This is a genomic window from Novosphingobium sp. FG90 (assembly GCF_057808725.1).
The window spans coordinates 93,776-115,153 of sequence record NZ_JBMDIO010000004.1 but is presented as its reverse complement, the minus strand read 5'-3'; the positions used below and the strand labels follow the sequence as shown (position 1 = coordinate 115,153).

Sequence of the window (21,378 nt, the reverse complement as noted above, 5' to 3'; positions counted from 1 at the left end):
GTCACTTTGATTGCACCCCGTCACCCAACACACTTCGTCATCCCAGCGAAGGCTGGGACCGCTGGCCTGTTAATGCCACCTATCGTCAGTACGCCCTGCCGAGGGGTGGGCTTTACGCGGCCAGCAGTCCCAGCCTTCGCTGGGATGACGGGGAATCGTCCTTGCGCCGAAACCCGCCCTTTGGCATGGCCCCGGCCATGACCGACCAGATCGCAGAACCCGCTCTCGACAAGACTTTCGACCCCGCCGGGATCGAGGCCAAGTGGTACGCCCACTGGGAGCAGAACAACCTGTTCCGCCCCGAGCGCCCCGATGCCGCGCCCTTCACCATCGTCAACCCGCCGCCGAACGTGACGGGCTCGCTCCACATCGGCCACGCGCTCGACAACACGCTGCAGGACGTGGTGATCCGCTACGAGCGCCTGCGCGGCAAGGACGCGCTGTGGGTGGTCGGCACCGACCATGCGGGCATCGCCACGCAGATGGTGGTCGAACGCCAGATGGAACAGCGCCAGGACAAGCGCACCAACTACACGCGCGAAGCCTTCATCGAGAAGGTCTGGGAATGGAAGGCCGAAAGCGGCGGCACCATCACCGGCCAGCTGCGCCGCCTCGGCTGCTCGATGGACTGGAGCCGCGAGCAGTTCACCATGGACCCGCACTTCACCAAGGCCGTGGTCAAGGTCTTCGTCGACCTGCACAAGCAGGGCCTGATCTACCGCGACAAGCGGCTGGTGAACTGGGACCCCAAGCTCAAGACCGCGATCAGCGACCTCGAGGTCGAGACGCGCGAGATCCAGGGCCACTTCTGGCACTTCAACTATCCGCTCTCGGACGGTTCGGGCCATATCGAGGTCGCCACCACGCGGCCCGAGACGATGCTGGCCGACATGGCCGTCGCGGTGAACCCCGCCGACGAGCGCTACAAGCCGCTGCTGGAGCGCGGGGCGACCGTCACCCTGCCGATCACCGGCCGCGAGATCCCCATCGTGGCGGACGAGCACGCCGACCCGGAACTGGGCTCGGGCGCGGTGAAGATCACCCCGGGGCATGACTTCAACGACTTCGAGGTCGGCAAGCGCGCCGGGATCGAGGCGCGCGACATGCTCAACATGCTCGATGCCGAGGCGAAGGTCTGCCAGACGGCGGACGGCCTGATCCCGCACCACTTCATCGGGCTGGACCGTTTCGAGGCGCGTACCGCCGTGGTCGAGGCGATGAAGGAACTGGGCCTCCTGATCCCGCACGTCACCAAGGACAAGGAAGGCAACGAAGCCCTGCACGACGCCGAGCCGCGCACCATCGCGACGCCCTACGGCGACCGCGGCGGCGTGGTGATCGAGCCGTGGCTGACCGACCAGTGGTACGTCGATGCCGCCACCCTCGCCATCCCGCCGATGGAAGCGGTGCGCAACGGCTCGATCGAGATCGTCCCGAAGTCGTGGGAGAAGACTTTCTTCAACTGGATGGAGAACATCCAACCGTGGTGCGTCAGCCGCCAGCTGTGGTGGGGACACCGCATCCCGGCTTGGTACTCCGAAGACGGCGAGATCTTCGTGGCCGAGACCGAGGAAGAGGCGCAGGCCCTCGCCGGTAACAAGGCGCTGACCCGCGACAACGACGTGCTCGATACGTGGTTCTCTTCGGCGCTGTGGCCATTCGCGACGCTGGGCTGGCCGGATCAGGATTCGGCGCTGCTCAAGAAGCACTACCCCAACGACCTGCTCGTCTCGGGCTTCGACATCCTGTTCTTCTGGGATGCGCGCATGGCGATGCAGGGCATCCACTTCATGAAGGAAGTGCCGTGGAAGCGGCTCTACCTCCATGGCCTCGTGCGCGCCGCCGACGGGCAGAAGATGTCCAAGTCCAAGGGCAACGTCGTCGATCCGCTGGGCCTCATCGACCAATACGGCGCCGACGCGCTGCGTTTCTTCATGACCGCCATGGAAAGCCAGGGCCGTGACGTGAAGATGGATGAAAAGCGCGTCGAGGGTTACCGCAACTTCGCCACCAAGCTGTGGAACGCCGCGCGCTTCTGCCAGTCCAACGGCATCGTCGGCAGCACCTCGGTAGCCGCGCCCAAGGCGACCTCGGCGGTCAACCGCTGGATCATCGGCGAAGTCGTCGAGACCGTCGCTGCGCTCGACAAGGCGATGGCCGACTTGCGCTTCGACGCTGCCGCCAACGCGATCTACCACTTCGTCTGGAACCAGTTCTGCGACTGGTACATCGAACTCATCAAGGGTTCGTTCGATGACGAGACCAAGGCCGTCGCCGGCTGGGTGCTCGACCAGATCCTCGTCATGCTGCACCCCTTCATGCCCTTCGTCACCGAAGAGCTGTGGAGCAAGACCGGCACCCGCGAGGCCGAACTGATCGTCGCCGCATGGCCCGCGCCCGAGGCTGCGGTGGACGCCGAGGCCAAGGCCGAAGTCGAGTGGCTGATCGCGCTGGTCGGCAACTTGCGCGGTGCCAAGGCGGAACTGGGGATCTCGCCCGGCGCGCGCCTGACCGCCTACCTCGCCGACCCTTCCGCCGAGACGCGCGCCGTGATCGAGCGCAATCCGGCAGTGGTGGACCGCCTCGCCCGCCTCGACGGCATCCGCTTCGAGGCTGCCCCTGCGGGCGCGGCGATGCAGGTCGGCGCGGGCGACGCAATGCTGGCGATCCCGCTCGAAGGCGTGATCGACATCGCCGCCGAGAAGGCCCGTCTGGAAAAGGCGCATGCCGCCTCGATCAAGGAGCGGGATTCGCTGGGCAAGCGCCTCGATAACCCGGCCTTCGCGCAGAAGGCCAAGCCCGAGGCGGTCGAGAAGGCCCGCGCCGACCACGCCGCGCACTCGGCCGAGGCGGAGCGTCTGGCGGCGGCACTGGCGCGGCTGGGCTGAATCCTCCCCCATCGGGGGAGGGGGACCATGCGAAGCATGGTGGAGGGGCACCCTCGGTTCGCGTGATGTCTGCAGGCAGGCGTCACGTAAGCCGCCTGTGCCCCTCCACCACCCTGCGGGTGGTCCCCCTCTCCGTACCGGGGAGGATGCGCTGTCCTACAGCGGCGGCCTCTGCCATGATCGCGCCATGTCCGCTTCTCCCCACGGTTACACATGCACGTCGCGCAAGGTGACACTTCTCGTGCTGCAAGGTGACACTTTTTCACCGCAAGGTGACAGGTTTCGCCCGCAAGGTGACACTTTCACCGCCAAATCGGCCCAAGGTGACACCTTTTCCCTCTGGACCGTGTAAACCGTGTAAACCCTGTCACCTTGTGACGCCCCGATGATCCCCTGAAACCATGACCCTCACCTTAGCGACCACCACCCCCGGCCAGCCGGAAATCTTCGCCTCGCTGCAGGGCGAAGGCCCCTCGATGGGCAGACCGAGCACGTTCGTGCGCCTCTCGCGCTGCAACCTCGCGTGCCAGTGGTGCGACACCGCCTACACCTGGCGCTTCACCGGCGACAACCGCTTCCACCGCGACGACCTCGCCTTCGAACGGCGCGAGAACCAGGTGACGATGGAGGAAGCGGACCTCGCGCAGGCGGTGGCCGATCTGGTGCCCGACCGCCTCGTCATCACCGGCGGTGAGCCGTTGCTGCAGGGCGCCGCGCTCGCCCGCATGGTCAAGGCGCTCGACGAAATCCGCCCCGGCATGCACGTCGAAGTCGAGACCAACTCCACCGTCGCCCCGCACCCTGCGCTCGACGCCCGGATCGACCAATACAACGTCAGCCCCAAGCTGGCGCACAGCGGCAACCCCGATACCCTCGCCCTGCTGCCCGAACGCCTCGCCGCCTGGGCCGCTGAACCGCGCGCCTTCTTCAAGTTCGTCGTCGCCACCCGCGACGACCTCGACGAAGTCATGGCCCTGCAACAGACTTACGCCATCCCCGGCGCCCGCCTGTTCCTGATGCCCGAAGGCCGCTCCAGCGATGTCATTCGGGAACGGTCGGGCTGGCTGGCGGATTTCTGCTCGCAGCATGGCTTGCGGTTCACGGACCGCTTGCACATCCACCTGTGGGGCGACACGAGAGGCACATGAACGAAGCATCGCCCATCCCGCTGTGCGAGGACAGCTCGACCGCCGACACTCCGCAGGTCGAAGCGCCCGCGCGCCCGGCGATGCGCGGCGATCTCACCAAAGGCCCGATCCTGAAGACGCTGCTGTTCTTCTCGATCCCGATGCTGCTGTCCAACGTGCTGCAGACGCTGAACGGCTCGGTCAACGCGATCTGGGTCGGGCGCCTGCTCGGCGAGAGCGCGCTGGCGGCGACAGCCAATGCCAACATCGTGATGTTCCTCGTCTTCGCGGCCGTCTTCGGCTTCGGCATGGCGACGACGGTGCGCGTGGGCCAGCACTTCGGCGCGCGTGACATCGAGGCGGCTCGGCGTACCTTCGGCACCGGCGTCGGTTTCTGCATCCTGATCTCGATCGCGACGGGTCTGATCGGCTGGTTCGGCGCGGGCGCCCTGCTCGACAAGCTCGGCACACCGGCCGCCAGCCGCGCCGATGCGCTCGCTTACCTGCAGGTGATCTTCGTGACGATCCCGCTGGCGAGCGTGAACATGATCGTCTCGATGGGCATGCGCGGCGTCGGCGATTCCAAGACGCCGCTCTACGCCATGATCCTGGCTGTGGTGCTCGACATCGTGTTCAACCCGCTGCTGATCATCGGCGTCGGCCCGCTGCCGACCTTGGGCGTCGCAGGGTCGGCCATCGCCACCGCCATCGCCAACACGGCGGGCATGGTGCTGCAGATCTGGGTGATCTACCGCAAGGACCTGCCGCTGCGCCTGCGCGGCCCCGAACTCGGCTACCTGACCCCGCGCGGAGAGGACCTTCGCTATGTGCTGGCCAAGGGTCTGCCGATGGGCGCGCAGATGCTGATCGTATCCTCGGCGGGCCTCATCATGGTGAGCCTCGTCAACCGCGAGGGGCTGGACGCGGCGGCCGCCTACGGCGCTTCGCTGCAGCTGTGGAACTATCTGCAAATGCCCGCCTTCGCGATCGGCTCGGCCGTCAGCGCGATGGTCGCGCAATCGCTGGGCGCCGGTGACCATGGCCGCGTCAGCAAGGTGACGCTGACCGGCATGGGCACCAACCTCGTCATGTCGACCGCCGTGGCCGCGCTGATCGTCGGATTCGACAGGCCGCTGCTGGCGCTGTTCCTCGGCGGCCAGAGCCCCGCCCTGCCCATCGCCGAGCATATCCAGGTGGTCTGCACCGCCTCGTTCGTGATCGTCTCGATCACGATGATCCTGACCGGCACGATGCGCGCTTACGGCGCCGTGGTGGCGCCGTTGGTGCTGCTTTTCCTCGGCCTCTATCCGGGGCGTCTGGGCTTTTATGCCATCGCCCGCCCGTTCATCGGCAGCGAGGCGGTGTGGTGGGCCTATCCGGTCGGCTCGTCGCTGACGGTGATCCTGACGCTGGCCTATTACCGCTCGGGCCGCTGGCGCCGGGCGTTCAAGGGCTGATTTAACGCCCCTGCGCGCGCCAGCGCTGCACGGTGCGCAGGACCATCTCTTCCTCGCCGCCGCTGCGGTTCCACAGTTGCGTGAACGAGGGGTCCGCCGAAGCCGGCCGCTTGCGCTCCTCGAGGTCGTCGAACGAAACGCGCATCGGGATCGCCACGCCCTCGCCACAGACGATGCACTCGCGGTTGCGCAGCGCCGGGATCGAATCGAGGAACCCGCGCGCACCCTCAGGCATGGCAGCGCGCACGAAGGCCTGATCGCGCTCGTTGTTGAGGCGCATCGAGATGATCGTGCCGCACTGCGACAGCACGCCCTCTGCCAGATCGGACGGCCGCTGCGTGATGAGGCCCAGCGAAATCCCGTACTTGCGCCCCTCCTTGGCGATGCGCGAGAGGATGCGACCGACCGAAGAGCCATCAGCGTTCTTCTCGTTCGGCACGTAGCGATGCGCTTCTTCGCAGACGAGCAGGATCGGCCGCGTCTCCTCCTCGCGTGCCCAGACGGCGAAGTCGAAGACCATGCGGCTGAGCACCGCGACTACGGTGGAGGTGATCTCCGTCGGCACGCCGGAGACGTCGATGATCGAGATCGGCCGCCCGCGCGACGGCAGGCGGAACAGCTTGGAAATGAAGTCCGCCATCACGTCGCCCACCAGCATGCCGGAGAACATGAACTGGTAGCGCGGGTCGGACTTCATCTCGTCCAGCTTGTTGCGGATGCGCAGGTAGGGCGCGCTGGTATGGCCCTTGTCGAGCTTGCCCATCGCGTTGTTCAGGATATTGCCGAGGTCCGACAGCAGGTAGGGAATCGGCGAATCCACCGTGATCTTGCCCATCTGCTCGGCCAGCCGATTCTTCGAGCGCGCCTCCAGCAGCGCCTTGCCGAGGATCTCCGCGTCAAGCTGCCGCTCGTCCCCGCGAGAGGTCAGCAGGATTTCGCAGTGCTCCTCGAAGTTCATCAGCCAATACGGCATCTGCAGGTTCGAGACGTCGAGGATCACGCCGGTATCGCGAAACGCCGCCGCGTACTCGCCGTGCGGATCGACCATGATGATGTGGCCTTCGGGCGCATGCTCGCAGATGCGGTGGAGGATCAGCGCGGCGCTGGTCGATTTGCCGGTGCCGGTCGAGCCGAGCAGCGCGAAGTGCTTGCCCAGCAGCGCATCCACGTAAAGCCCCGCGCGAATGTCGCGGGTGGGATAGACGTTGCCAACCTGGATCGCCGAGCGTCCGTCGCTGGCGTAGATCTGCCGAAGGTCGTCGCTGGTCGCCGGGTAGACCAGCGCGCCCGGGATCGGGAAGCGCGTGACGCCCCGCCGGAACCCGTGGATGCGGCCGGTCTGGCGCTCCTCTAGACCCTCACCGAGAAAATCGACTTCGGACAGCACGCCCGCCACGCGGCCGTCCTGCTTCTGGTTACGGACGCTGGCCAGCAGCCAGCCGGTGCCGACGCGAATCTTGACCTGGCTGCTCACCTGTCCGGACATCGCCACCGAAGGATCATCCGCGGCGGTGATCTCGTTCAGGCGCTCGAGATCGAAGGCGATGCGGCTGCCCGCGCCGCTCACGTCGAGGACGACGCCGATCGGCTCGAGCCCATCCCCGGCGACCGGCTCCGCATCGGTCCGGGGGTCTTGAAATCTGTCGAGACCGTCGAGATGCATCCGCTTCGTCAACCCATCGCATTTGTATGGCAACCGATTGCGGTGGCTACCAGCGACGAGGTTAATTTCCGCCTAAAGACGACATCGTATATCAGATCAGCGCGAAAAGGCGGCCGGCCAGCCAGCCCATCGCCACCGAGACGAATACCGCCAGCAGGCCATAGGCGAAGCCGTAATCCTCCGCGAAATTGGCAATGGCGCGCTCGATGCCGAGCTTGCGCACCTCGACCTGGCTGCTCGCCGACGCGACCACCCGGCCCTTGGAAATGGCGAAAGTTTCTGCGGTATAGATGCCCGTCGGCACGCGCGAGGGCAGTTCGATCCGGGCCTGGTAAAGCACCTGCTCCTTGACCGTCACGCCGCCCTCCTCCTCTCGGTAGAGACCGATGCGGCGGTTGAGATCGACCAGCCCCGAAGAGAAACGCGCCTGTTCGTCGGGATCGATCGCGCCGATCGGCGACAGCTGCAGCCACTTGAGCCCAAGCTCATAGATCGCCGCCGTCTTGTCGTCGACGATGTCGGCGATCGGCCGACTCGAAGCGATGGCGTAGTAGCTCGGCGCGCTGCGCAGTTCGGTGCTGGCAGCGTTGATCCAGACGCCCGCGACCTTCTGCTTTTCGCGCAGGACAATGGACTGGGTCGGCCCCTTGAGCACGACGACGATGTCGTAGTCCTGCGCCGCGCGGGAGCCTTCCGGTGTCAGCACCGCCCCGAAAAGCAGCAGTTCGGTGCCGGTGAAGCCCTGCTGCAGATCGACTTCATGCTGCGAGACTTCGGGCACGAGGATCGGGTCGCGCGCACCGGTCAGCGCGACGAGCGCCAGCAGTGCGAGCCACACCCTCACAGCGGCGCGACCGTATAGATCTCGTCAGGCCGATAGCCGAGGCCCAGCGCCATGCGCCCGGCGACCAGCAGCACGATGACGGCGAGGATCAGGCGCAGTTTCACCGGACTAGCCTTCTGCGCGAACTGCGCGCCGACCTGAGCGCCGGACACCGAGCCAAGCAGCAGCAGCGATGCGAGCACGATGTCGACCGCGTGAGTCGTCAGCGCGTGCATCATCGTCGTCGCCATCGTCACGAAAAGGATCTGGAACAGGGAGGTGCCGACGACGACATTGGCGCTCATGCCGAGAATATAGAGCATCGCCGGGACCAGCACGAAGCCGCCGCCGATGCCCATCAGCATCGTCAGGATGCCGGTGCCGATCCCCAGCAGCAGCGGCGCCAGCGGCGAGATGTAGAGGCCCGAGCGATAGAAGCGCCAGCGCATCGGCAGGCTCGCGACCATCGGGTGATGGCGGCGCTTCCTGGCGGCGATGGGAATCCCGGTACGCTCGGCGCGGATCGACTGGATGCTCTCCTTGGCCATCAAGCCGCCGATCGAGCCGAGCAGCACGACGTAGAGGATGTTGATGACCGTATCGATCTGGCCCAGCCGCTCGAGCAGGTTGAACAGCAGCGAGCCGAGCCCGGTGCCCATGATGCCGCCGGCTACCATGACCGCGCCCATCTGGTAGTCCACGCCGCCCCGCCGGGTATGCGCGAAGACGCCCGAGACGCTGGCGCCCGTGACCTGGCTTGCGGCGGACGCGGCGGCGACAGTGGGCGGGATACCGTAGAAGATCATCAACGGCGTCGTCAGGAACCCGCCGCCTACGCCGAACATGCCCGAAAGCACGCCGGTCAGCGCCCCCAGCGCGACGATGATGAGGCCGTTGACCGAAAGGTTGGCGATGGGGAGGTAAACGTCCATTGCCCCCACTCGCTACCGCAGCATGGCCTCTCGGAAAAGGCGCGTTTCAGAATCCTGCGGATAGCGTCAGGGCGGGTCCGGAACCCGGCAATGCGTCTCCGGCAAGGCGGAAGCGCCAGTCCACCGCGACCCGGCCGTTGACGCCGCGTCCAATAGGCACAGCTATCGCGGCCGTCGGCCCCGCATCGAGTCGTGCAGCTCCCTTCTGCGCGCCACCCCATAGCCCTCCGCCGATCCGCATGTCCGCAGCGCCAAGGGTCAGCAGGGCACGGTCGGCACGAAACTGTCCGTCCGCAAAGGGGGTCGCGTAGCGGCCGGCGACATAGCCGGCCTGCCCGTAAGTCTCTCCCCGAAAGCCCGCGAGCAAGGGAAATGGCGGTAGTTCGGTGATGGCCATGGCGGCGCCCTGCACCCTGCGCTGCCCCATCTGGTCGGTCATGCGCCCTTCCAGCGCCGCGATGACCGGAAAGGCCGCGAAAGGCCGGGCCGAAAACCCCATCGCCGCCATGGTTTCGCGAATCCGCCCAGTCGTCGAAGTGCTGCGCAAGTAGGCCGTCGGACGATGAGGACTTGCCAGTGCGAGGCGGTAACGCAAGATGCCGCCTGCCTGACTTGCACCGTAAGTTCCCGGCAGCGCTCCGACCGAGGCCGGAGCACTCCCGCTGTCACGGCGCATCAGTGTCCACGCATCCATCGACCAACGGCGTGGCCGCCCCCGTGCCATGGGCATTCCCGTCGCCGGGGATACGGCGACGGCCCTCTGCCCTTCGGGTGCGAAAAAGCGCGGCAGAGGCTGCAAGTCAGCGAAATCCTCGCGCAGATGCGGAAATTCCGATAGCTCGCCGGCGCGGGACGAAGGAGCGAGCCCAACCGCCCCAGGGTAGGTCATGATATAGCGAACGAGCGGCCCGTTCGGTGCAGCGTAGGGCGTGGCCGGAGGGACCTGAGGCTCGAAATCGATGTACCCGGGCAGCGACTGGAACGCGGGACCATCCTGCCTCTTGGTCATGCCGGCGGGTGCTGCTTTCGACACCGGCGGCTCCCAAGTGGCCGCGCGTCCTCCTACCCAACCGCCCAGCACGGCGAGCAGGGCCAGCAGCGGATGCCCGCGCGAAATAGTGCCGCCACTCACAGCGCGACTGCTCGCGGATGGGAACCCAGCAGCGTCGGATGCCCTACATGCTCGGTCTTTTCCCAGAGCACCGCGCCCCCCCTCAAGGTCAGCATGTAACTGACGAGAGCACGTCGCCCGGCCAGAATGGCGATGGCATTGGCAACGACGATGCGGGGAACTGCGCCAAGCCCCTCGACCAGCCCGTACTCGCGAGCGGTGAAGTAGCATCGAAAGCCGCTCCGCCACACGAAGCTCGCCATGCAGATCGTCAACAGCGCCTGCAGCATGGGCGACACTTGCGCGCCTTCGATGAGGCCCTGCCATTCGAGCAGGTGCAAAGCGGCCTCGATCAGCAGCAACACGTAACTGCAGGCCAGCACCAGCGCGGTAAGCGGACCTCGCCGGTCCCGCACGGCCATCCAATGGTCTGCAAGCCCGCGCCCCCAGCCCAGCCGATCCCACCCCTGAAACGAAATCCCATGAATCCAGCGTGATTTCTGCCGCACCGAATCGGAAATCTGCGCGGGAAAGTAGGCGCGCGTGGCAACGAGTTCGCCCGCCTCGTCCCGAACCCGCAAAAAGCGCGAAGCTCCCCCCTCCCGGCGCACCAGAAGCCCAAGCTCGTAGTCTTCGGTGAGGCATTCGGCCGCGAAAGGACCGCCATCTCGTCCCCGGTGCCTGGCGATGCGGGCGATCATCTCTCGCGAAAAACCGCACCCTACGCCTGCGGCAGGCAAGGCCGCACCCAGCGCATCGCGCACGATCATGGCCTTGCCGTGGGACTCGGCAAACTCATCCGCATAGTGAGCCGCGACCCATGGCGATGCCGGTTGCAGTTCGGGTCGAACAGGCAGTTGCACGAAATCCGCATGGCGCAACGTCCGGTCGATGACGGCAAGCTCCGCCGGATGCACCATGTCTTCGGCGTCATGAAGGACGACCGAGCGATAGCGCCAGTCGTAGCGGTCCTCGTCGGCGCAAAGCGCCGCGTATACCCGGTTCAGGCAGTCCGCCTTGGTGGTCGGGCCAGGCCGGTCGCAAACTACCACCCGGACACGCGGATCGCCGCGCGCGGCCTCGATCACCGCAGCAATCGTGTCAGGGTCGTTGCAGTAGCAACCAATGTAAAACGTGAATTCCTGCTGTCGCCAACTGGCCAGTGCGTGACTGACCGTGTGGCCGATCACTTCCGCCTCTCGCCATGCGGCGATCATGATGGCGGCCCGACCGGAAAGCGGCGCGACCATCTCTGCCTTCGCGATGTGCGAATCTCGCGATCGACCCGTCAGCCGCAAGGCGATCCAGAACAGGTCGATCGCGAATTCATCCAGCGCACCGACGACCAGCCAGAATGCCACGAACAGCAGCAGTTCCTGCTCGAACATCTGCACATAGCCTACGACATCAATGAACGCCTGCGATACCTGCACACTTTCCCCCGGCTGCAAAGCCAGAGGTCGACCTGTCCCCTATAATCGACCTCTGGATGCAGCTTATGGGTGGGGGCACCCTCTTCGCAAATGCGAAGGTGCAGCGTTTCACAAAGTTAACAGCGCCTTGAGGCTGTTTACCACGCGCCCACGTTGGGCATGCTCGCCCAGGGTTCAGCGGGTTCGAGACGACCATCCTGCAACAGCTCGATCGAAATGCCGTCTGGGGTGCGCACAAAAGCCATGTGCCCGTCGCGCGGCGGGCGGTTGATGGTCACGCCCCCATCTTGAAGGCGCTGACAGGTTTCGTAGATGTTAGGAACCTGGAATGCGAGGTGACCGAAATTGCGGCCACCGGAATAAGCCTCGGCCGATCCGTCCTCTGCCGGCCAATTATAGGTCAGTTCGACCTCCGCTTCTTCCTGCCCGGGCGCAGCGAGGTAGATCAGCGTGAAGCGCCCCTGTTCGCTGGAGAACCGGCGCGTTTCCTTCAAACCGACGAGTTCGAAGAAACGAATGGTCTCATCGGGATCGGTCACGCGAATCATGGTGTGCAAGTAGCGGGTCATGGGAGGCCTTTTTCATTTCATCGACATTTTGGAACAGTTCATCGCACATACACCCACCTGCGTGCATCAGACGGTGACGATCAGGGAGAGTGCGATGAGCGAAGATAGTTCCGTCGAAAGTCAGCACAAGGGCATCGCTCGCCTCGAAGGCGCCACCGGTCGATGGCTGGCCAGCGCGACGATCTTGGCAGTGGGCATTATCATCGGCGGCTTCGCGCTGGGAGATGGCATCAAGCGGGCGCAGCGCGCGGACCGCGCGGTGACGGTCAAGGGTCTCGCCGAGCGCGACGTCACCGCCGACCTTGCAACCTGGACCATCAGTTATTCCGCCACGGCGCCCGACCTCGCCACCGCACAGGCGAGCGTCGACCGCGACACGGCCCAGATTCGCGCATTCTTCCAGGAACTGGGCTTTCCGGCCGAGGCGCTGCAGCCGACAGGAGTCAATGTCAATCAGACGAAGGACAACGGTATCGTGAGCTTCACGGTGCGCCAGCGCGTGAGCCTGCGCACCACCGACATCAAGCGTGCCCAGAATGCCGTCCGCCGCCAGTTCGACCTGGTGCGGCGCGGCGTGATCCTCGAGGAAGGCTCGGGGATGGCCTATACCTTCACCAAGCTCAACGGCATCAAGCCGAAGATGGTCGCCGCCGCGACCCGGGACGCGCGTTCGGCCGCCGAGCAGTTCGCCAAGGACAGCGGAGCCGAAGTGGGCGCGATCAAGAGCGCGGCACAAGGCTACTTTTCCATCGAAGCCCGAGACGGTGATTCCGGTGGTGGCTGGGGCCAGTCCGACACGCCTTACAAAAAGGTGCGCGTCGTCACGACGATCGACTTCTACCTGAAATGAGAAAACCCGCCCGGATCGTTCCGGGCGGGCGTCCTCCTGTTATCCGATTACGATCAGAACGCGGCGGTAAGCGTCGCAACCACGGTATCGTCGGTGTAGCTGTCGACGCTCGGCCCGGTGACGCCGACATAGGACAGGCTCACCGAGAGCGGGCCGTAGAGGGTGGCGGAAGCGCCGATCGACCAGTCGAGGCCGGTCTTGTCCGCGTTGCAGTAGTAGCACGGAGCCAGCGCGCCATCGGTATAGCCGAGGTGGCCCGAAACCGTCAGCGGCGTGTTCGGGATACCGATATCGACGTTGGTGTAGAGATAGAGGTTGTCGTGCTTGGCAGTGCCCGCGAAATTCGGCAGCGCCGTCTGCTTCCAGGCGTAGTTGGCGCCGACCTTCACCTTCGCCGGGCCGACCTGGCCGGAGACCGAGGCGTAAGGCTCGAAGAATTCAGCCGTGCCGACGTGGCCGTTCGGGTAGGAGTAGTACAGGAGACCGGCATCCAGCGTCAGCCCAGGCGTGACTTCGCCGGTCCACCCGCCGAAGATGTCGAGTTCGGTGCTGCCGTAAGTGTCGCCGAGGTCGATCGAAGAACCCCAGGTCGCGATGTAAAAGCCGCTCGAATGCGCGACGGTGATACCGCCCTGAATCGCGATGTCGCCACCGGACTGCGACACGCCGCGAAAGCGATAGTCGCTGGTCAGGGCCGCGCTGCCGGTGATGGTGATTTCCTTGGGCGCCTCGGCATCCTGCGCAAATGCCGGAGCTGCGGAAAGCGCAGTGCCCGCAAGGAGAGTGGCGGCAATGACGCCGCGGACGGACAAGAGCATGGTGTTTCCCTCACAAGATTATTGTCTTTGATGCTTCGTCCCACCTGCATCCGCCGCATGAAGTCTCGTCCCGGACTTCGATTGCAACGGCCCAATATTGCTGCACTGCAGCTAGAAACCGCACAAGAAAAATTTCGATGCAGCAACATTCAAGAAATGATGTGTGGACTTTTTGCCACTGAAATTCCTGGTAGTGTCTACGGGTTGTGCAGAGGGACCGGGCAGTTTATACCGCAGCGCAATAAATGCTGAACGCCATACGCAAGCTCATGGGCCGCCCCGATCAACGGCGAGCCCCTTCGATCCCGTTAGGGGAACGGGTCTATGCCGTGGGTGACATCCATGGCCGCGCCGACCTCTTCGAGGACCTCATCCATATCATCGAGCGAGACGATGCTGCGCGCGGGCGTGCACATACGACCGTCGTGCTGCTGGGCGATCTCATCGACCGGGGCGATGACAGCGCCGGCGTCGTCGCCCGTGCCCGACAGTGGGCGCGCGAGCGGGAGGTCGAGTTCGTTCAGGGCAACCATGAGGAAATGCTGCTGGTCGCGCGCAAGGACGCTGACGCCATGCGCGGTTTCCTCAAGTTCGGCGGGCTGGAGACGATACTCTCCTACGGGATAGACAAGGACACCCTGCTCTCGGCCGATGCGGAAGAGATGCAGCGCCTGATGAACGAGGTCATCCCCGAGGAAGACTTCGAATTCCTCGACGGCTTCAAGAAGATGGTGCGCATGGGCGACTACGTCTTCGTCCATGCCGGGGTACGTCCCGACACGCCGCTCGAACACCAGCTCGGCCGCGACTGTCGGTGGATTCGCGAGCCTTTCCTGAGCCATCGCGGCGATTTCGGGGCCTTCGTTGTACATGGACATACGATCACTCCGGAACCTGACCTGCGCGACAATCGCATCGGCATCGATACCGGCGCATTCCTGCACGGTACGCTGACCGCGATCGGCCTGCAGGAAACCGAGCGCTGGTTCCTGACGGCAAGCGACCAGGCCGACGCGGCCTGCAGCGAAGCGGCCTGAAATCCTGTTCAAAAGGCCCTGAACGCGCCGGGGAGCCTGTAAGCCGGGTTCTGTACCTGGCGTGGTCTCCCAAAGAGAGGGACCTTACGCCGCGGTGGCAGCCATTCCTCTAGGCGAGACATCGCTGCCTCGCTCAAGCGACCAACCCGGGCTGCCTGGGTCCGAAACGAACCCGCCGATCTCCCCCGCTTTCGCGAGACGCCGGCGCGCAGCCCCTATTCGGTCTTGCTCCGGGTGGGGTTTACCAAGCCGCTTACCGTTACCGGCAGCGCGGTGCGCTCTTACTGCACCCTTTCACCCTTACCTGCTCTTCCGTGAGGAAAAACATCGGCGGTTTGCTCTCTGTGGCACTTTCCCTAGGCTTCGGACGGTCTGAAAACCGCCCTCGCCCGGCAGGCGTTACCTGCCACCCTTGTTTCGTGGAGCCCGGACTTTCCTCGCGGTCTTGCGACCCCGCGGCTGCCCGGCTCCCCGGCGCGGGCGGTCACCTAGCACGGCCGGTATCGCGTTCCAACAGCAGTTCGAACAGGATGCCGCCGATTTCTCCATCGATCTCGCCATCCATGAAGATCGGCCGCCAGCGGCGCTGGAACGCGGTGACGGCAGCGCGGCCGTCGGAGATGTCGTAGCCAAACCGCTCCAGCGCGAGGTAGAAGGCGCCGGGGTTGTCGTAGAACAGGTTCATCTTTGCCTTCGGAATCTCCAGCGCGAGGCCGAGTTCGCCGAGGCGGTTCCAGTCGAAATATTCGCCCGGGTCCTGCTTGCGGGCAGGCGCGATGTCTGAGTGCGCAACGACGTTCGCGCGGGGAATATCGTGGCGGTCCATGATATCCGCCAGCAGCGGCAGCAATGCGTCCATCTGCGGTTCGGGAAACGGACGATAGCCCCATTCGTGGCCGGGGTTGACCAGTTCGATGCCAATGCTGGCCGAATTCACGTCAGTCTCGCCGCGCCAGTACGAGCGACCCGCATGCCAGGCCCGCTTGTCCTCGGGGACCAGCGAGGTGACCATGCCCTCTTCGTCGATCATGTAGTGCGCGGAGACCTCCGCAGCCGGATCGCACATGCGTTCCAGTGCCTCGTCCGCGGATTTCATACCGGTGTAGTGCAGCACGACCATGGTGATCGGCAGCTTGCGCTCGTTCCAGTTGGGGGAGGCGACGGTGCGATTGACGAGCCAGCGGTTCATCTTCGTCGCGCCTCCTTTCCCGTTCCCTGCCGTCAGGCCCTCGGCAGCATCGCGCCGAGTACCAGCGCGTCTTCTGCCAGCACATACTGCAGCTGTCCGGACAGTTCGACGGCGAGTTGATGCAGCATCGCGGCCGGCGCCGTGCGACTCGACAGTTCACCCTCCGGCAGCGTGCCTTCAAGGGCAGAGCCCACCGATCGATCGAAGGCGATTCGCGGCCCGGCCGCGCGCACGACGAGTTCACTGTGGTTATCGCGGTATTCTGCGGCGATTTCCAAAGTGCCGCCACGCGGCAGCGCTTCCAGCCCGATGAGCGCAAAGTTCAGCAGCGTCTTGATCGCGGCCTTGGGCAGCGAGTCGCTTGGCAGCGCCCAGGCGAGCGTAATCCGCGGGTTATTCGCGACAAGCGCGTCGACGAGCACCTTGGCCTCGCTCACCGCCACCATTTCGCCGAAGCCACCGGCCGCACCAAAGGCGAGGCGGAAGAACTTGAGCTTATCGGTCGAGATACGGGCGCTCTGGTCGAGAAGTTCGAAGCAGCGCTGGCGCATCTCCGGGTCTTTCTCGTCCGCCAGCAGTTCGAGCCCGTTGGTCAGCGCACCGACGGGGCTGAGCATGTCATGGCAAAGGCGCGAACACAGGAGGCTGGCAAGTTCGATCGAACTCGTGGTCATGGGCTTGGACTGCTCTTTCGTACTTCTGACGCGGCCTGCTATTCGACGACGCGGAACGACAGGGCCTCGAATCCATTGGCGTTATCGCGCCAGAAAGCAACCTCGCTGTCCGAGATGATCGCCCAGATGCGCGAATCCCCGGTGGAATGTTCCCGATCGGTCGCCGAAGGCACGCAAATCCCCGTAGGATGAGAGTGATAGTAGCCGATCACTTCCGGCCCACCCGCCCGCGCCTCCTTGTGCGCCGCCAGCAGCACGACGGGGTCGATCTCGAAGTGAACATGGCGGTTTTCCGCCAGATTCGCCGCAGCCCGCGCTTCGCCTATCCGTTGACCGCGCCCAAGCAACAGTCCGCAGCATTCTTCGGGAGCAGCGCTGCGCGCATCCTCATGCAATGTTGCAAGAACACCACTTGTCAGTTCGACGATCATCCCCAAATCCTACGCGCAATGGGGGCGCTTACAAACATCATCGAAGGCGAAGTCGTCAGCGGCGGCCGGATAGACAAGGCGCTGGCCGAAGTCAGCGGCCTGTCGCGCGAACGCATCAAGGCGCTGATGGGTGAAGGCCGCGTCTCGCTCGCCGGAAAGCCCGTGGCACAGGCCTCGCTGAAAGTGGATGCCGGAACACCGTTTGTCATCGACGTGCCCGAGGCTACGCCCGCAGAGGCGGTGCCGCAGGATATTCCTCTTGTCGTGGTCTACGAGGACGAACACCTGATCATCGTGGACAAGCCCGCCGGACTCGTCGTCCACCCGGCGGCGGGCAATCTCGACGGAACGCTCGTGAACGCCCTGCTCCACCACTGCCGAGGCCAGCTGTCCGGCATCGGCGGCGTCGCGCGTCCCGGAATCGTCCATCGCATCGACAAGGACACCTCGGGCCTCCTCGTCGTCGCCAAGACCGACAAGGCGCACGAAGGGTTGGCCGTCCAGTTCGCCGACCATTCGATTGAGCGCGCCTACAATGCCGTCGTCGGCGGGAGGCCGATCCCGGTGGCCGGAACCGTGCGCGGTTCAATCGCCCGATCGTCGCACGACCGCAAGAAGATGGCGCTGGTGGAGGACGGTCGCGGCAAGCACGCGGTCACGCATTTCCGCACGCTGGAAGCGCTGCGCGGCGCCACCCTGATCGAATGCCGACTTGAAACGGGCCGCACGCATCAGGTCCGTGTTCACATGGCGTCAATCGGCCATGCGCTATTGGGAGATCCTGTCTATGGGCGAACTCCTTCTCCGCTGCGACCGATTCTTTCCCGACTCGGTTTTTCCCGCCAGGCGCTCCACGCTGCGGAACTCGGGTTCGTTCACCCCGTTTCACAAGAAAGGGTCCATTTCGTCAGTCCCTTGCCCGACGATATGCGGACACTGATCGACGAACTGCGACACTGAAATCGCAAATCCATGCTAACGTATAGAGGTGGTCACAAGCTAAGACGCCTATGAAGGGTCCTAGACCGTGACCGACCTAGAAAGGACGGATGATCGTGAGCAATAATCGAAACCTGCCGAGTGTCCCGGCCCTGGGCGGTGAGCAAAGCCTCAACCGCTATTTGTCGGAGATCCGCAAGTTCCCGATCCTGGCTCCTGAGCAGGAATACATGCTGGCGAAGCGCTATTCGGAACATCAGGATCCGGAAGCCGCGGCGCAGCTCGTCACCAGCCACCTGCGTCTGGTTTCCAAGATCGCCATGGGTTATCGCGGCTACGGCCTGCCCGTGTCCGAGCTGATTTCCGAAGGGAACATCGGCCTGATGCAGGGCGTCAAGAAGTTCGAGCCCGAGCGCGGCTTCCGCCTCGCCACTTATGCGATGTGGTGGATCAAGGCCTCGATCCAGGAGTACATCCTGCGTTCGTGGAGCCTCGTGAAGATGGGCACGACCGCCGCGCAGAAGAAGCTGTTCTTCAACCTGCGCCGGATGAAGAAGAACCTCGATGCCTACGAGGACACCGATCTGCACCCCGACGACGTCGCCAAGATCGCGACGACGCTGGGTGTTTCGCAGACCGAGGTGGTCAACATGAACCGCCGCATGATGATGGGCGGCGATGCCTCGCTGAACGTCTCCCTGCGCGAAGAAGGCGAAGGTCAGTGGATGGACATCCTGCAGGATGACCGCCCGCTGCAGGACGAGACCGTCGCGGATGCCGAGGAAGCCTCGGTACGCCACGACATGCTGGTCGAAGCCATGGGTTCGCTCAACGAGCGCGAGCGGGACATACTGACGGAGCGCCGTCTGACCGACGATCCCAAGACGCTGGAGGAACTGAGCCAGGTCTACTCGGTCAGCCGTGAGCGTGTGCGCCAGATCGAGGTGCGCGCTTTCGAAAAGCTGCAGAAGGCGATGAACCGTATCGCCGGCGAAAAGCGCCTACTGCCGGCGTAATTTCCGGACATACTGCGATAACAAGAAGCCGGGTCGTCCGCGAGGATGACCCGGCTTTTTTCATGCGGTTTGCCGAGGGTGCAGTCTCAGCATGGGCACCCATAGCAGCGCCACCAGCGCCACTCCAGCGAACGTCCAGAACATGCCGGCGTAACTGCCGGTGAGATCATAGATCAGACCGTAGAGCGGCGGCGTCGCCAGCATCGCTAGCAGGATCGCGCCCGAGAGCAGCCCCATCGCCCTGCCCACTCCGCGCTGCCCGAAGATGCGGGGCGCAAGATAACTTTCGGCCGGGACCATCATGCCGCCGAACAGCCCGGTCACTGCCACACCCAGCGCAATGACCTCGTAGCCTGCGTGCGCCTGGGTCATGCAGGCCATCCCGGCCGCGAAGCCGCCGAGCGCGCAAAGCATCAGCGCCCTTGGCCCAACCTTGTCGGCCAGAGCCGCGAAGCCCAGTTTCGCCACGAAGGCGCAGGCCGCGTAGATCGAGATCAGCGGCGCCGCCTGAGCGGCCGTAGCCCCCGTATCGATGGCAAGCGGTGCTAGGTTCGTGACCATCCCCTTCATCCCTGCCGTCACGATCGAAACGGTCAGCGCGATCATCCAGAACGCGGGGTCGGTCAGGATCGCGCGGGCTGAAATCGGCGCGCGCGCCAGTTCCTCGCGGGCCTGCGGGGGCGCCTCCTCCGCGCCATCCGGATTGAGCCCCCGGTCCGACGGCCGATCGACCACCAGCAGCGCCATCGGGATCACCCAGACCAGCAGCACTGCAGCCAGCGCCCGCAGTGCCACGCGCCATTCGAAGGCGGCCATCAGACCCGAGAGGACCAAGGGAAACACGAACCCCCCCGCCGAAATCCCGGCGATGGCAATACCCACCGCCCTTCCCCGCTTCTGCGCGAACCAGCGCGAGAGCAGCACCGTGATCGCCACCGGGCCGGTCAGCACGTTGGCGGGCGCGATCAACACCGCGAAGACCACCAGCACCTGCATGAACGAGGTCGTCAGCGAGATCGCCACATAGCCTGACGCGAGCAGCACTCCGCCTGCCACCATCAGGCGACGGAGCGGAAACCGGTCCATCACCATTCCCAGCAACGGCGCGAGCACCGCGCTGGTGCCCGACATCACGGTCATCGCCAGCATGAGCACAGTGCGACTCGGCCGGAACTCGCGGGCCAGGGGCACCGCGACGATCGAATAGGTCGCCGCCACCATACCGGTCGCCGCCAGCAGCATGAAGCCGACCGCCACCTGCCTCCATCCCACGCCGAAGGATGCCGCCATGCGCCTGTTCTCCCGTTCCTCTTATCCTGCAGATGTATCCGGGAGAATTGTCCATACTGCAAATGAAACGTCGATATTACGAATACATGTATCGGCCGGGCGTAGCGCGCACCGGTGCTGGCGCAATGCCGGGCATTTCGATTAGAGAGAAGACTCCCGACCGTTTCAGAGGCTTCCTGCGTCCATGCGTCTCCTTGCCAAGATCATCGTGTGGTTCATTGCGATCAGCGTGGGCCTGACGGTGCTCTACCGCTTCGTGCCGCCGCCGGTGACGGTGACGATGCTGGTGGACGGCAACGGCATCACGAAGGACTGGGTGCCTCTCAGCCGCATCGACCGCAACATGGTCGCCGCCGTCGTCGCCGCCGAAGACGGCAAGTTCTGCACGCACAACGGCTTCGACACCGATGCCATCGAAAAGGCCATGGAGCGCAACGCCAGGGGAGGCCGCATCCGCGGCGGCTCGACGATCAGCCAGCAGACCGCCAAGAATGTCTTCCTGTGGCAAGGCGAAGGCTGGACCCGCTATTTGCGCAAGGGACTGGAGGTCTGGTTCACTTTCCTGATCGAAAACCTGTGGGACAAGCGCCGGATCATGGAAGTCTACCTCAACGTCGCCGAGACCGGCATCGGTACCTACGGCGTCGAGGCCGGGTCGCAGCGCTACTTCGGCAAGTCCGCCGCGCATCTTTCCCCTGCCGAGGCGGGCCGCATGGCCGCCGCCCTGCCCAGCCCCAAGACCCGCTCGGTCAAGAACCCCGCCGGCTTCACCCGCCGCTATGGCAACACGATCGCAGCGCGAATCGGCACCGTGAAGCGCGGCGGCTACGACTCCTGCGTCTACGAGTAATGACGAAGGTGACGCCCGGCGCCCCGCGCAAGGTGTCACCTTGGGTTTACACGGTTTACACGGTTTACACGGTCCTGGAGAGGGAGATGACGCCTGCTCGGAACCCGATATCGCACGGCCAGGCCATTCGTCGGACGGGACGGGGGTGAACAGGAAAGAGGGACAGGTACCGCGCATCTGCGCACGATACCCCGTCGCCGCACCTGTAGGAAAACGGGATCATACGGCACCGCGCTGCAGCCTTTTTCTCCAAGTGCCTAAGCCACGCTAGCGCGGCATTT

The 21,378-nt window shown here is 64.8% G+C and carries 19 protein-coding genes and 1 other RNA gene; 8 read left to right on the top strand and 12 right to left on the bottom strand.

Annotation, left to right across the window (positions count from 1 at the left end; genetic code table 11):
• Positions 1-197: 197 nt before the first annotated feature.
• The 3 genes from ACODRZ_RS05315 (at position 198) to ACODRZ_RS05305 (ending at position 5,472) form a co-directional block, all read left to right on the top strand.
• Positions 198-2,888 (top strand): valine--tRNA ligase, encoded by a 2,691-nt coding sequence (locus ACODRZ_RS05315; RefSeq protein WP_488969870.1) that lies wholly within the window; start codon positions 198-200, stop codon positions 2,886-2,888.
• Between the two features lie 401 nt (positions 2,889-3,289).
• Positions 3,290-4,036, top strand: coding sequence for a 7-carboxy-7-deazaguanine synthase QueE (locus tag ACODRZ_RS05310; protein ID WP_069708089.1), 747 nt, complete (start codon positions 3,290-3,292; stop codon positions 4,034-4,036).
• A complete protein-coding gene (locus tag ACODRZ_RS05305) occupies positions 4,033-5,472 on the top strand; it encodes an MATE family efflux transporter (RefSeq protein WP_488969871.1) in 1,440 nt (479 codons plus the stop codon). Before ACODRZ_RS05310 ends, ACODRZ_RS05305 begins: the two co-directional genes overlap by 4 nt.
• 1 nt (position 5,473) lies before the next feature.
• Here the strand turns inward: ACODRZ_RS05305 and ACODRZ_RS05300 are convergent, their stop codons facing one another.
• The 6 genes from ACODRZ_RS05300 to ACODRZ_RS05275 all read right to left on the bottom strand — a co-directional run bounded on the left by ACODRZ_RS05300 (position 5,474) and on the right by ACODRZ_RS05275 (position 12,003).
• Entirely contained in the window at positions 5,474-7,135 is a 1,662-nt protein-coding gene (locus ACODRZ_RS05300; protein ID WP_488969960.1) for an ATP-binding protein, read from the bottom strand.
• A 91-nt stretch (positions 7,136-7,226) separates the two neighbouring features.
• Positions 7,227-7,979, bottom strand: a complete 753-nt coding sequence (locus ACODRZ_RS05295) for a TIGR02186 family protein (RefSeq protein WP_008828323.1) — start codon at positions 7,977-7,979, stop codon at positions 7,227-7,229.
• Complete coding sequence (locus tag ACODRZ_RS05290; protein ID WP_008828324.1) at positions 7,976-8,890, bottom strand: sulfite exporter TauE/SafE family protein; 915 nt, start codon at positions 8,888-8,890, stop codon at positions 7,976-7,978. The genes ACODRZ_RS05295 and ACODRZ_RS05290 overlap by 4 nt, the downstream gene beginning before the upstream one ends.
• 46 nt (positions 8,891-8,936) lie before the next feature.
• Positions 8,937-9,566 carry a hypothetical protein gene (locus ACODRZ_RS05285; RefSeq protein ID WP_488969872.1) on the bottom strand — a complete coding sequence of 210 codons (630 nt, stop codon included), beginning with the start codon at positions 9,564-9,566 and terminating at the stop codon, positions 8,937-8,939.
• Positions 9,567-10,018: 452 nt separating this feature from the next.
• Positions 10,019-11,434 (bottom strand): glycosyl transferase family protein, encoded by a 1,416-nt coding sequence (locus tag ACODRZ_RS05280; RefSeq protein ID WP_488969873.1) that lies wholly within the window; start codon positions 11,432-11,434, stop codon positions 10,019-10,021.
• Between the two features lie 137 nt (positions 11,435-11,571).
• Positions 11,572-12,003 (bottom strand): VOC family protein, encoded by a 432-nt coding sequence (locus ACODRZ_RS05275; RefSeq protein WP_488969874.1) that lies wholly within the window; start codon positions 12,001-12,003, stop codon positions 11,572-11,574.
• A gap of 94 nt (positions 12,004-12,097) precedes the next feature.
• On the opposite strand from ACODRZ_RS05275, the gene ACODRZ_RS05270 reads away from it, so the two are divergent.
• On the top strand, positions 12,098-12,853 hold the full coding sequence (locus ACODRZ_RS05270; RefSeq protein WP_488969961.1) for an SIMPL domain-containing protein: 756 nt from the start codon (positions 12,098-12,100) through the stop codon (positions 12,851-12,853).
• Positions 12,854-12,906: 53 nt separating this feature from the next.
• Here the strand turns inward: ACODRZ_RS05270 and ACODRZ_RS05265 are convergent, their stop codons facing one another.
• Positions 12,907-13,671: a TorF family putative porin gene (locus tag ACODRZ_RS05265; RefSeq protein WP_488969875.1), complete on the bottom strand. Its 765-nt coding sequence runs from the start codon at positions 13,669-13,671 to the stop codon at positions 12,907-12,909.
• Between the two features lie 245 nt (positions 13,672-13,916).
• Between ACODRZ_RS05265 and ACODRZ_RS05260 the strand changes: the two genes are divergently transcribed.
• Positions 13,917-14,708 (top strand): metallophosphoesterase, encoded by a 792-nt coding sequence (locus tag ACODRZ_RS05260; protein WP_488969876.1) that lies wholly within the window; start codon positions 13,917-13,919, stop codon positions 14,706-14,708.
• Positions 14,709-14,731: 23 nt separating this feature from the next.
• Here the strand turns inward: ACODRZ_RS05260 and rnpB are convergent.
• The 4 genes from rnpB to ACODRZ_RS05240 form a co-directional block, all read right to left on the bottom strand.
• Positions 14,732-15,183, bottom strand: an RNA gene (gene rnpB, locus ACODRZ_RS05255) — RNase P RNA component class A.
• Positions 15,184-15,192: 9 nt separating this feature from the next.
• Complete coding sequence (locus tag ACODRZ_RS05250; RefSeq protein WP_488969877.1) at positions 15,193-15,897, bottom strand: N-acetylmuramoyl-L-alanine amidase; 705 nt, start codon at positions 15,895-15,897, stop codon at positions 15,193-15,195.
• Between the two features lie 32 nt (positions 15,898-15,929).
• The gene (locus ACODRZ_RS05245) at positions 15,930-16,571 is read right to left on the bottom strand and encodes a histidine phosphotransferase family protein (protein WP_488969878.1); all 642 of its coding nucleotides are present in this window, start codon (positions 16,569-16,571) and stop codon (positions 15,930-15,932) included.
• 38 nt (positions 16,572-16,609) lie between these two features.
• On the bottom strand, positions 16,610-17,002 hold the full coding sequence (locus ACODRZ_RS05240) for a M67 family metallopeptidase (protein WP_488969879.1): 393 nt from the start codon (positions 17,000-17,002) through the stop codon (positions 16,610-16,612).
• An 18-nt stretch (positions 17,003-17,020) separates the two neighbouring features.
• Here ACODRZ_RS05240 and ACODRZ_RS05235 point away from each other — a divergent pair, with 18 nt between their 5' ends.
• Together ACODRZ_RS05235 and rpoH are read left to right on the top strand one after the other, a co-directional pair.
• A complete protein-coding gene (locus ACODRZ_RS05235) occupies positions 17,021-17,962 on the top strand; it encodes an RluA family pseudouridine synthase (RefSeq protein ID WP_488969880.1) in 942 nt (313 codons plus the stop codon).
• Between the two features lie 89 nt (positions 17,963-18,051).
• The gene (gene rpoH, locus ACODRZ_RS05230; RefSeq protein ID WP_271184712.1) at positions 18,052-18,957 is read left to right on the top strand and encodes an RNA polymerase sigma factor RpoH; all 906 of its coding nucleotides are present in this window, start codon (positions 18,052-18,054) and stop codon (positions 18,955-18,957) included.
• A 60-nt stretch (positions 18,958-19,017) separates the two neighbouring features.
• Here rpoH and ACODRZ_RS05225 read toward each other — a convergent pair whose 3' ends face one another.
• Entirely contained in the window at positions 19,018-20,247 is a 1,230-nt protein-coding gene (locus ACODRZ_RS05225) for an MFS transporter (RefSeq protein WP_488969881.1), read from the bottom strand.
• A 184-nt stretch (positions 20,248-20,431) separates the two neighbouring features.
• Here ACODRZ_RS05225 and mtgA point away from each other — a divergent pair, with 184 nt between their 5' ends.
• On the top strand, positions 20,432-21,097 hold the full coding sequence (gene mtgA / locus ACODRZ_RS05220) for a monofunctional biosynthetic peptidoglycan transglycosylase (protein WP_488969882.1): 666 nt from the start codon (positions 20,432-20,434) through the stop codon (positions 21,095-21,097).
• The last annotated feature ends 281 nt before the right edge of the window (positions 21,098-21,378 follow it).

Bases quoted from the DNA above. Each gene is read 5' to 3' on its own strand.
- ACODRZ_RS05300 (WP_488969960.1), bottom strand. From the start codon at position 7,135: ATGCATCTCGACGGTCTCGACAGATTTCAAGACCCCCGGACCGATGCG.
- ACODRZ_RS05285 (WP_488969872.1), bottom strand. From the start codon at position 9,566: ATGCGCCGTGACAGCGGGAGTGCTCCGGCCTCGGTCGGAGCGCTGCCG.
- ACODRZ_RS05270 (WP_488969961.1), top strand. From the start codon at position 12,098: ATGAGCGAAGATAGTTCCGTCGAAAGTCAGCACAAGGGCATCGCTCGC.
- rpoH (WP_271184712.1), top strand. From the start codon at position 18,052: ATGATCGTGAGCAATAATCGAAACCTGCCGAGTGTCCCGGCCCTGGGC.
- ACODRZ_RS05310 (WP_069708089.1), top strand. From the start codon at position 3,290: ATGACCCTCACCTTAGCGACCACCACCCCCGGCCAGCCGGAAATCTTC.
- ACODRZ_RS05265 (WP_488969875.1), bottom strand. From the start codon at position 13,671: ATGCTCTTGTCCGTCCGCGGCGTCATTGCCGCCACTCTCCTTGCGGGC.
- ACODRZ_RS05290 (WP_008828324.1), bottom strand. From the start codon at position 8,890: ATGGACGTTTACCTCCCCATCGCCAACCTTTCGGTCAACGGCCTCATC.
- ACODRZ_RS05315 (WP_488969870.1), top strand. From the start codon at position 198: ATGACCGACCAGATCGCAGAACCCGCTCTCGACAAGACTTTCGACCCC.
- ACODRZ_RS05260 (WP_488969876.1), top strand. From the start codon at position 13,917: ATGCTGAACGCCATACGCAAGCTCATGGGCCGCCCCGATCAACGGCGA.
- mtgA (WP_488969882.1), top strand. From the start codon at position 20,432: ATGCGTCTCCTTGCCAAGATCATCGTGTGGTTCATTGCGATCAGCGTG.
- ACODRZ_RS05240 (WP_488969879.1), bottom strand. From the start codon at position 17,002: ATGATCGTCGAACTGACAAGTGGTGTTCTTGCAACATTGCATGAGGAT.
- ACODRZ_RS05225 (WP_488969881.1), bottom strand. From the start codon at position 20,247: ATGGCGGCATCCTTCGGCGTGGGATGGAGGCAGGTGGCGGTCGGCTTC.
- ACODRZ_RS05235 (WP_488969880.1), top strand. From the start codon at position 17,021: ATGGGGGCGCTTACAAACATCATCGAAGGCGAAGTCGTCAGCGGCGGC.
- ACODRZ_RS05305 (WP_488969871.1), top strand. From the start codon at position 4,033: ATGAACGAAGCATCGCCCATCCCGCTGTGCGAGGACAGCTCGACCGCC.
- ACODRZ_RS05245 (WP_488969878.1), bottom strand. From the start codon at position 16,571: ATGACCACGAGTTCGATCGAACTTGCCAGCCTCCTGTGTTCGCGCCTT.
- ACODRZ_RS05250 (WP_488969877.1), bottom strand. From the start codon at position 15,897: ATGAACCGCTGGCTCGTCAATCGCACCGTCGCCTCCCCCAACTGGAAC.
- ACODRZ_RS05275 (WP_488969874.1), bottom strand. From the start codon at position 12,003: ATGACCCGCTACTTGCACACCATGATTCGCGTGACCGATCCCGATGAG.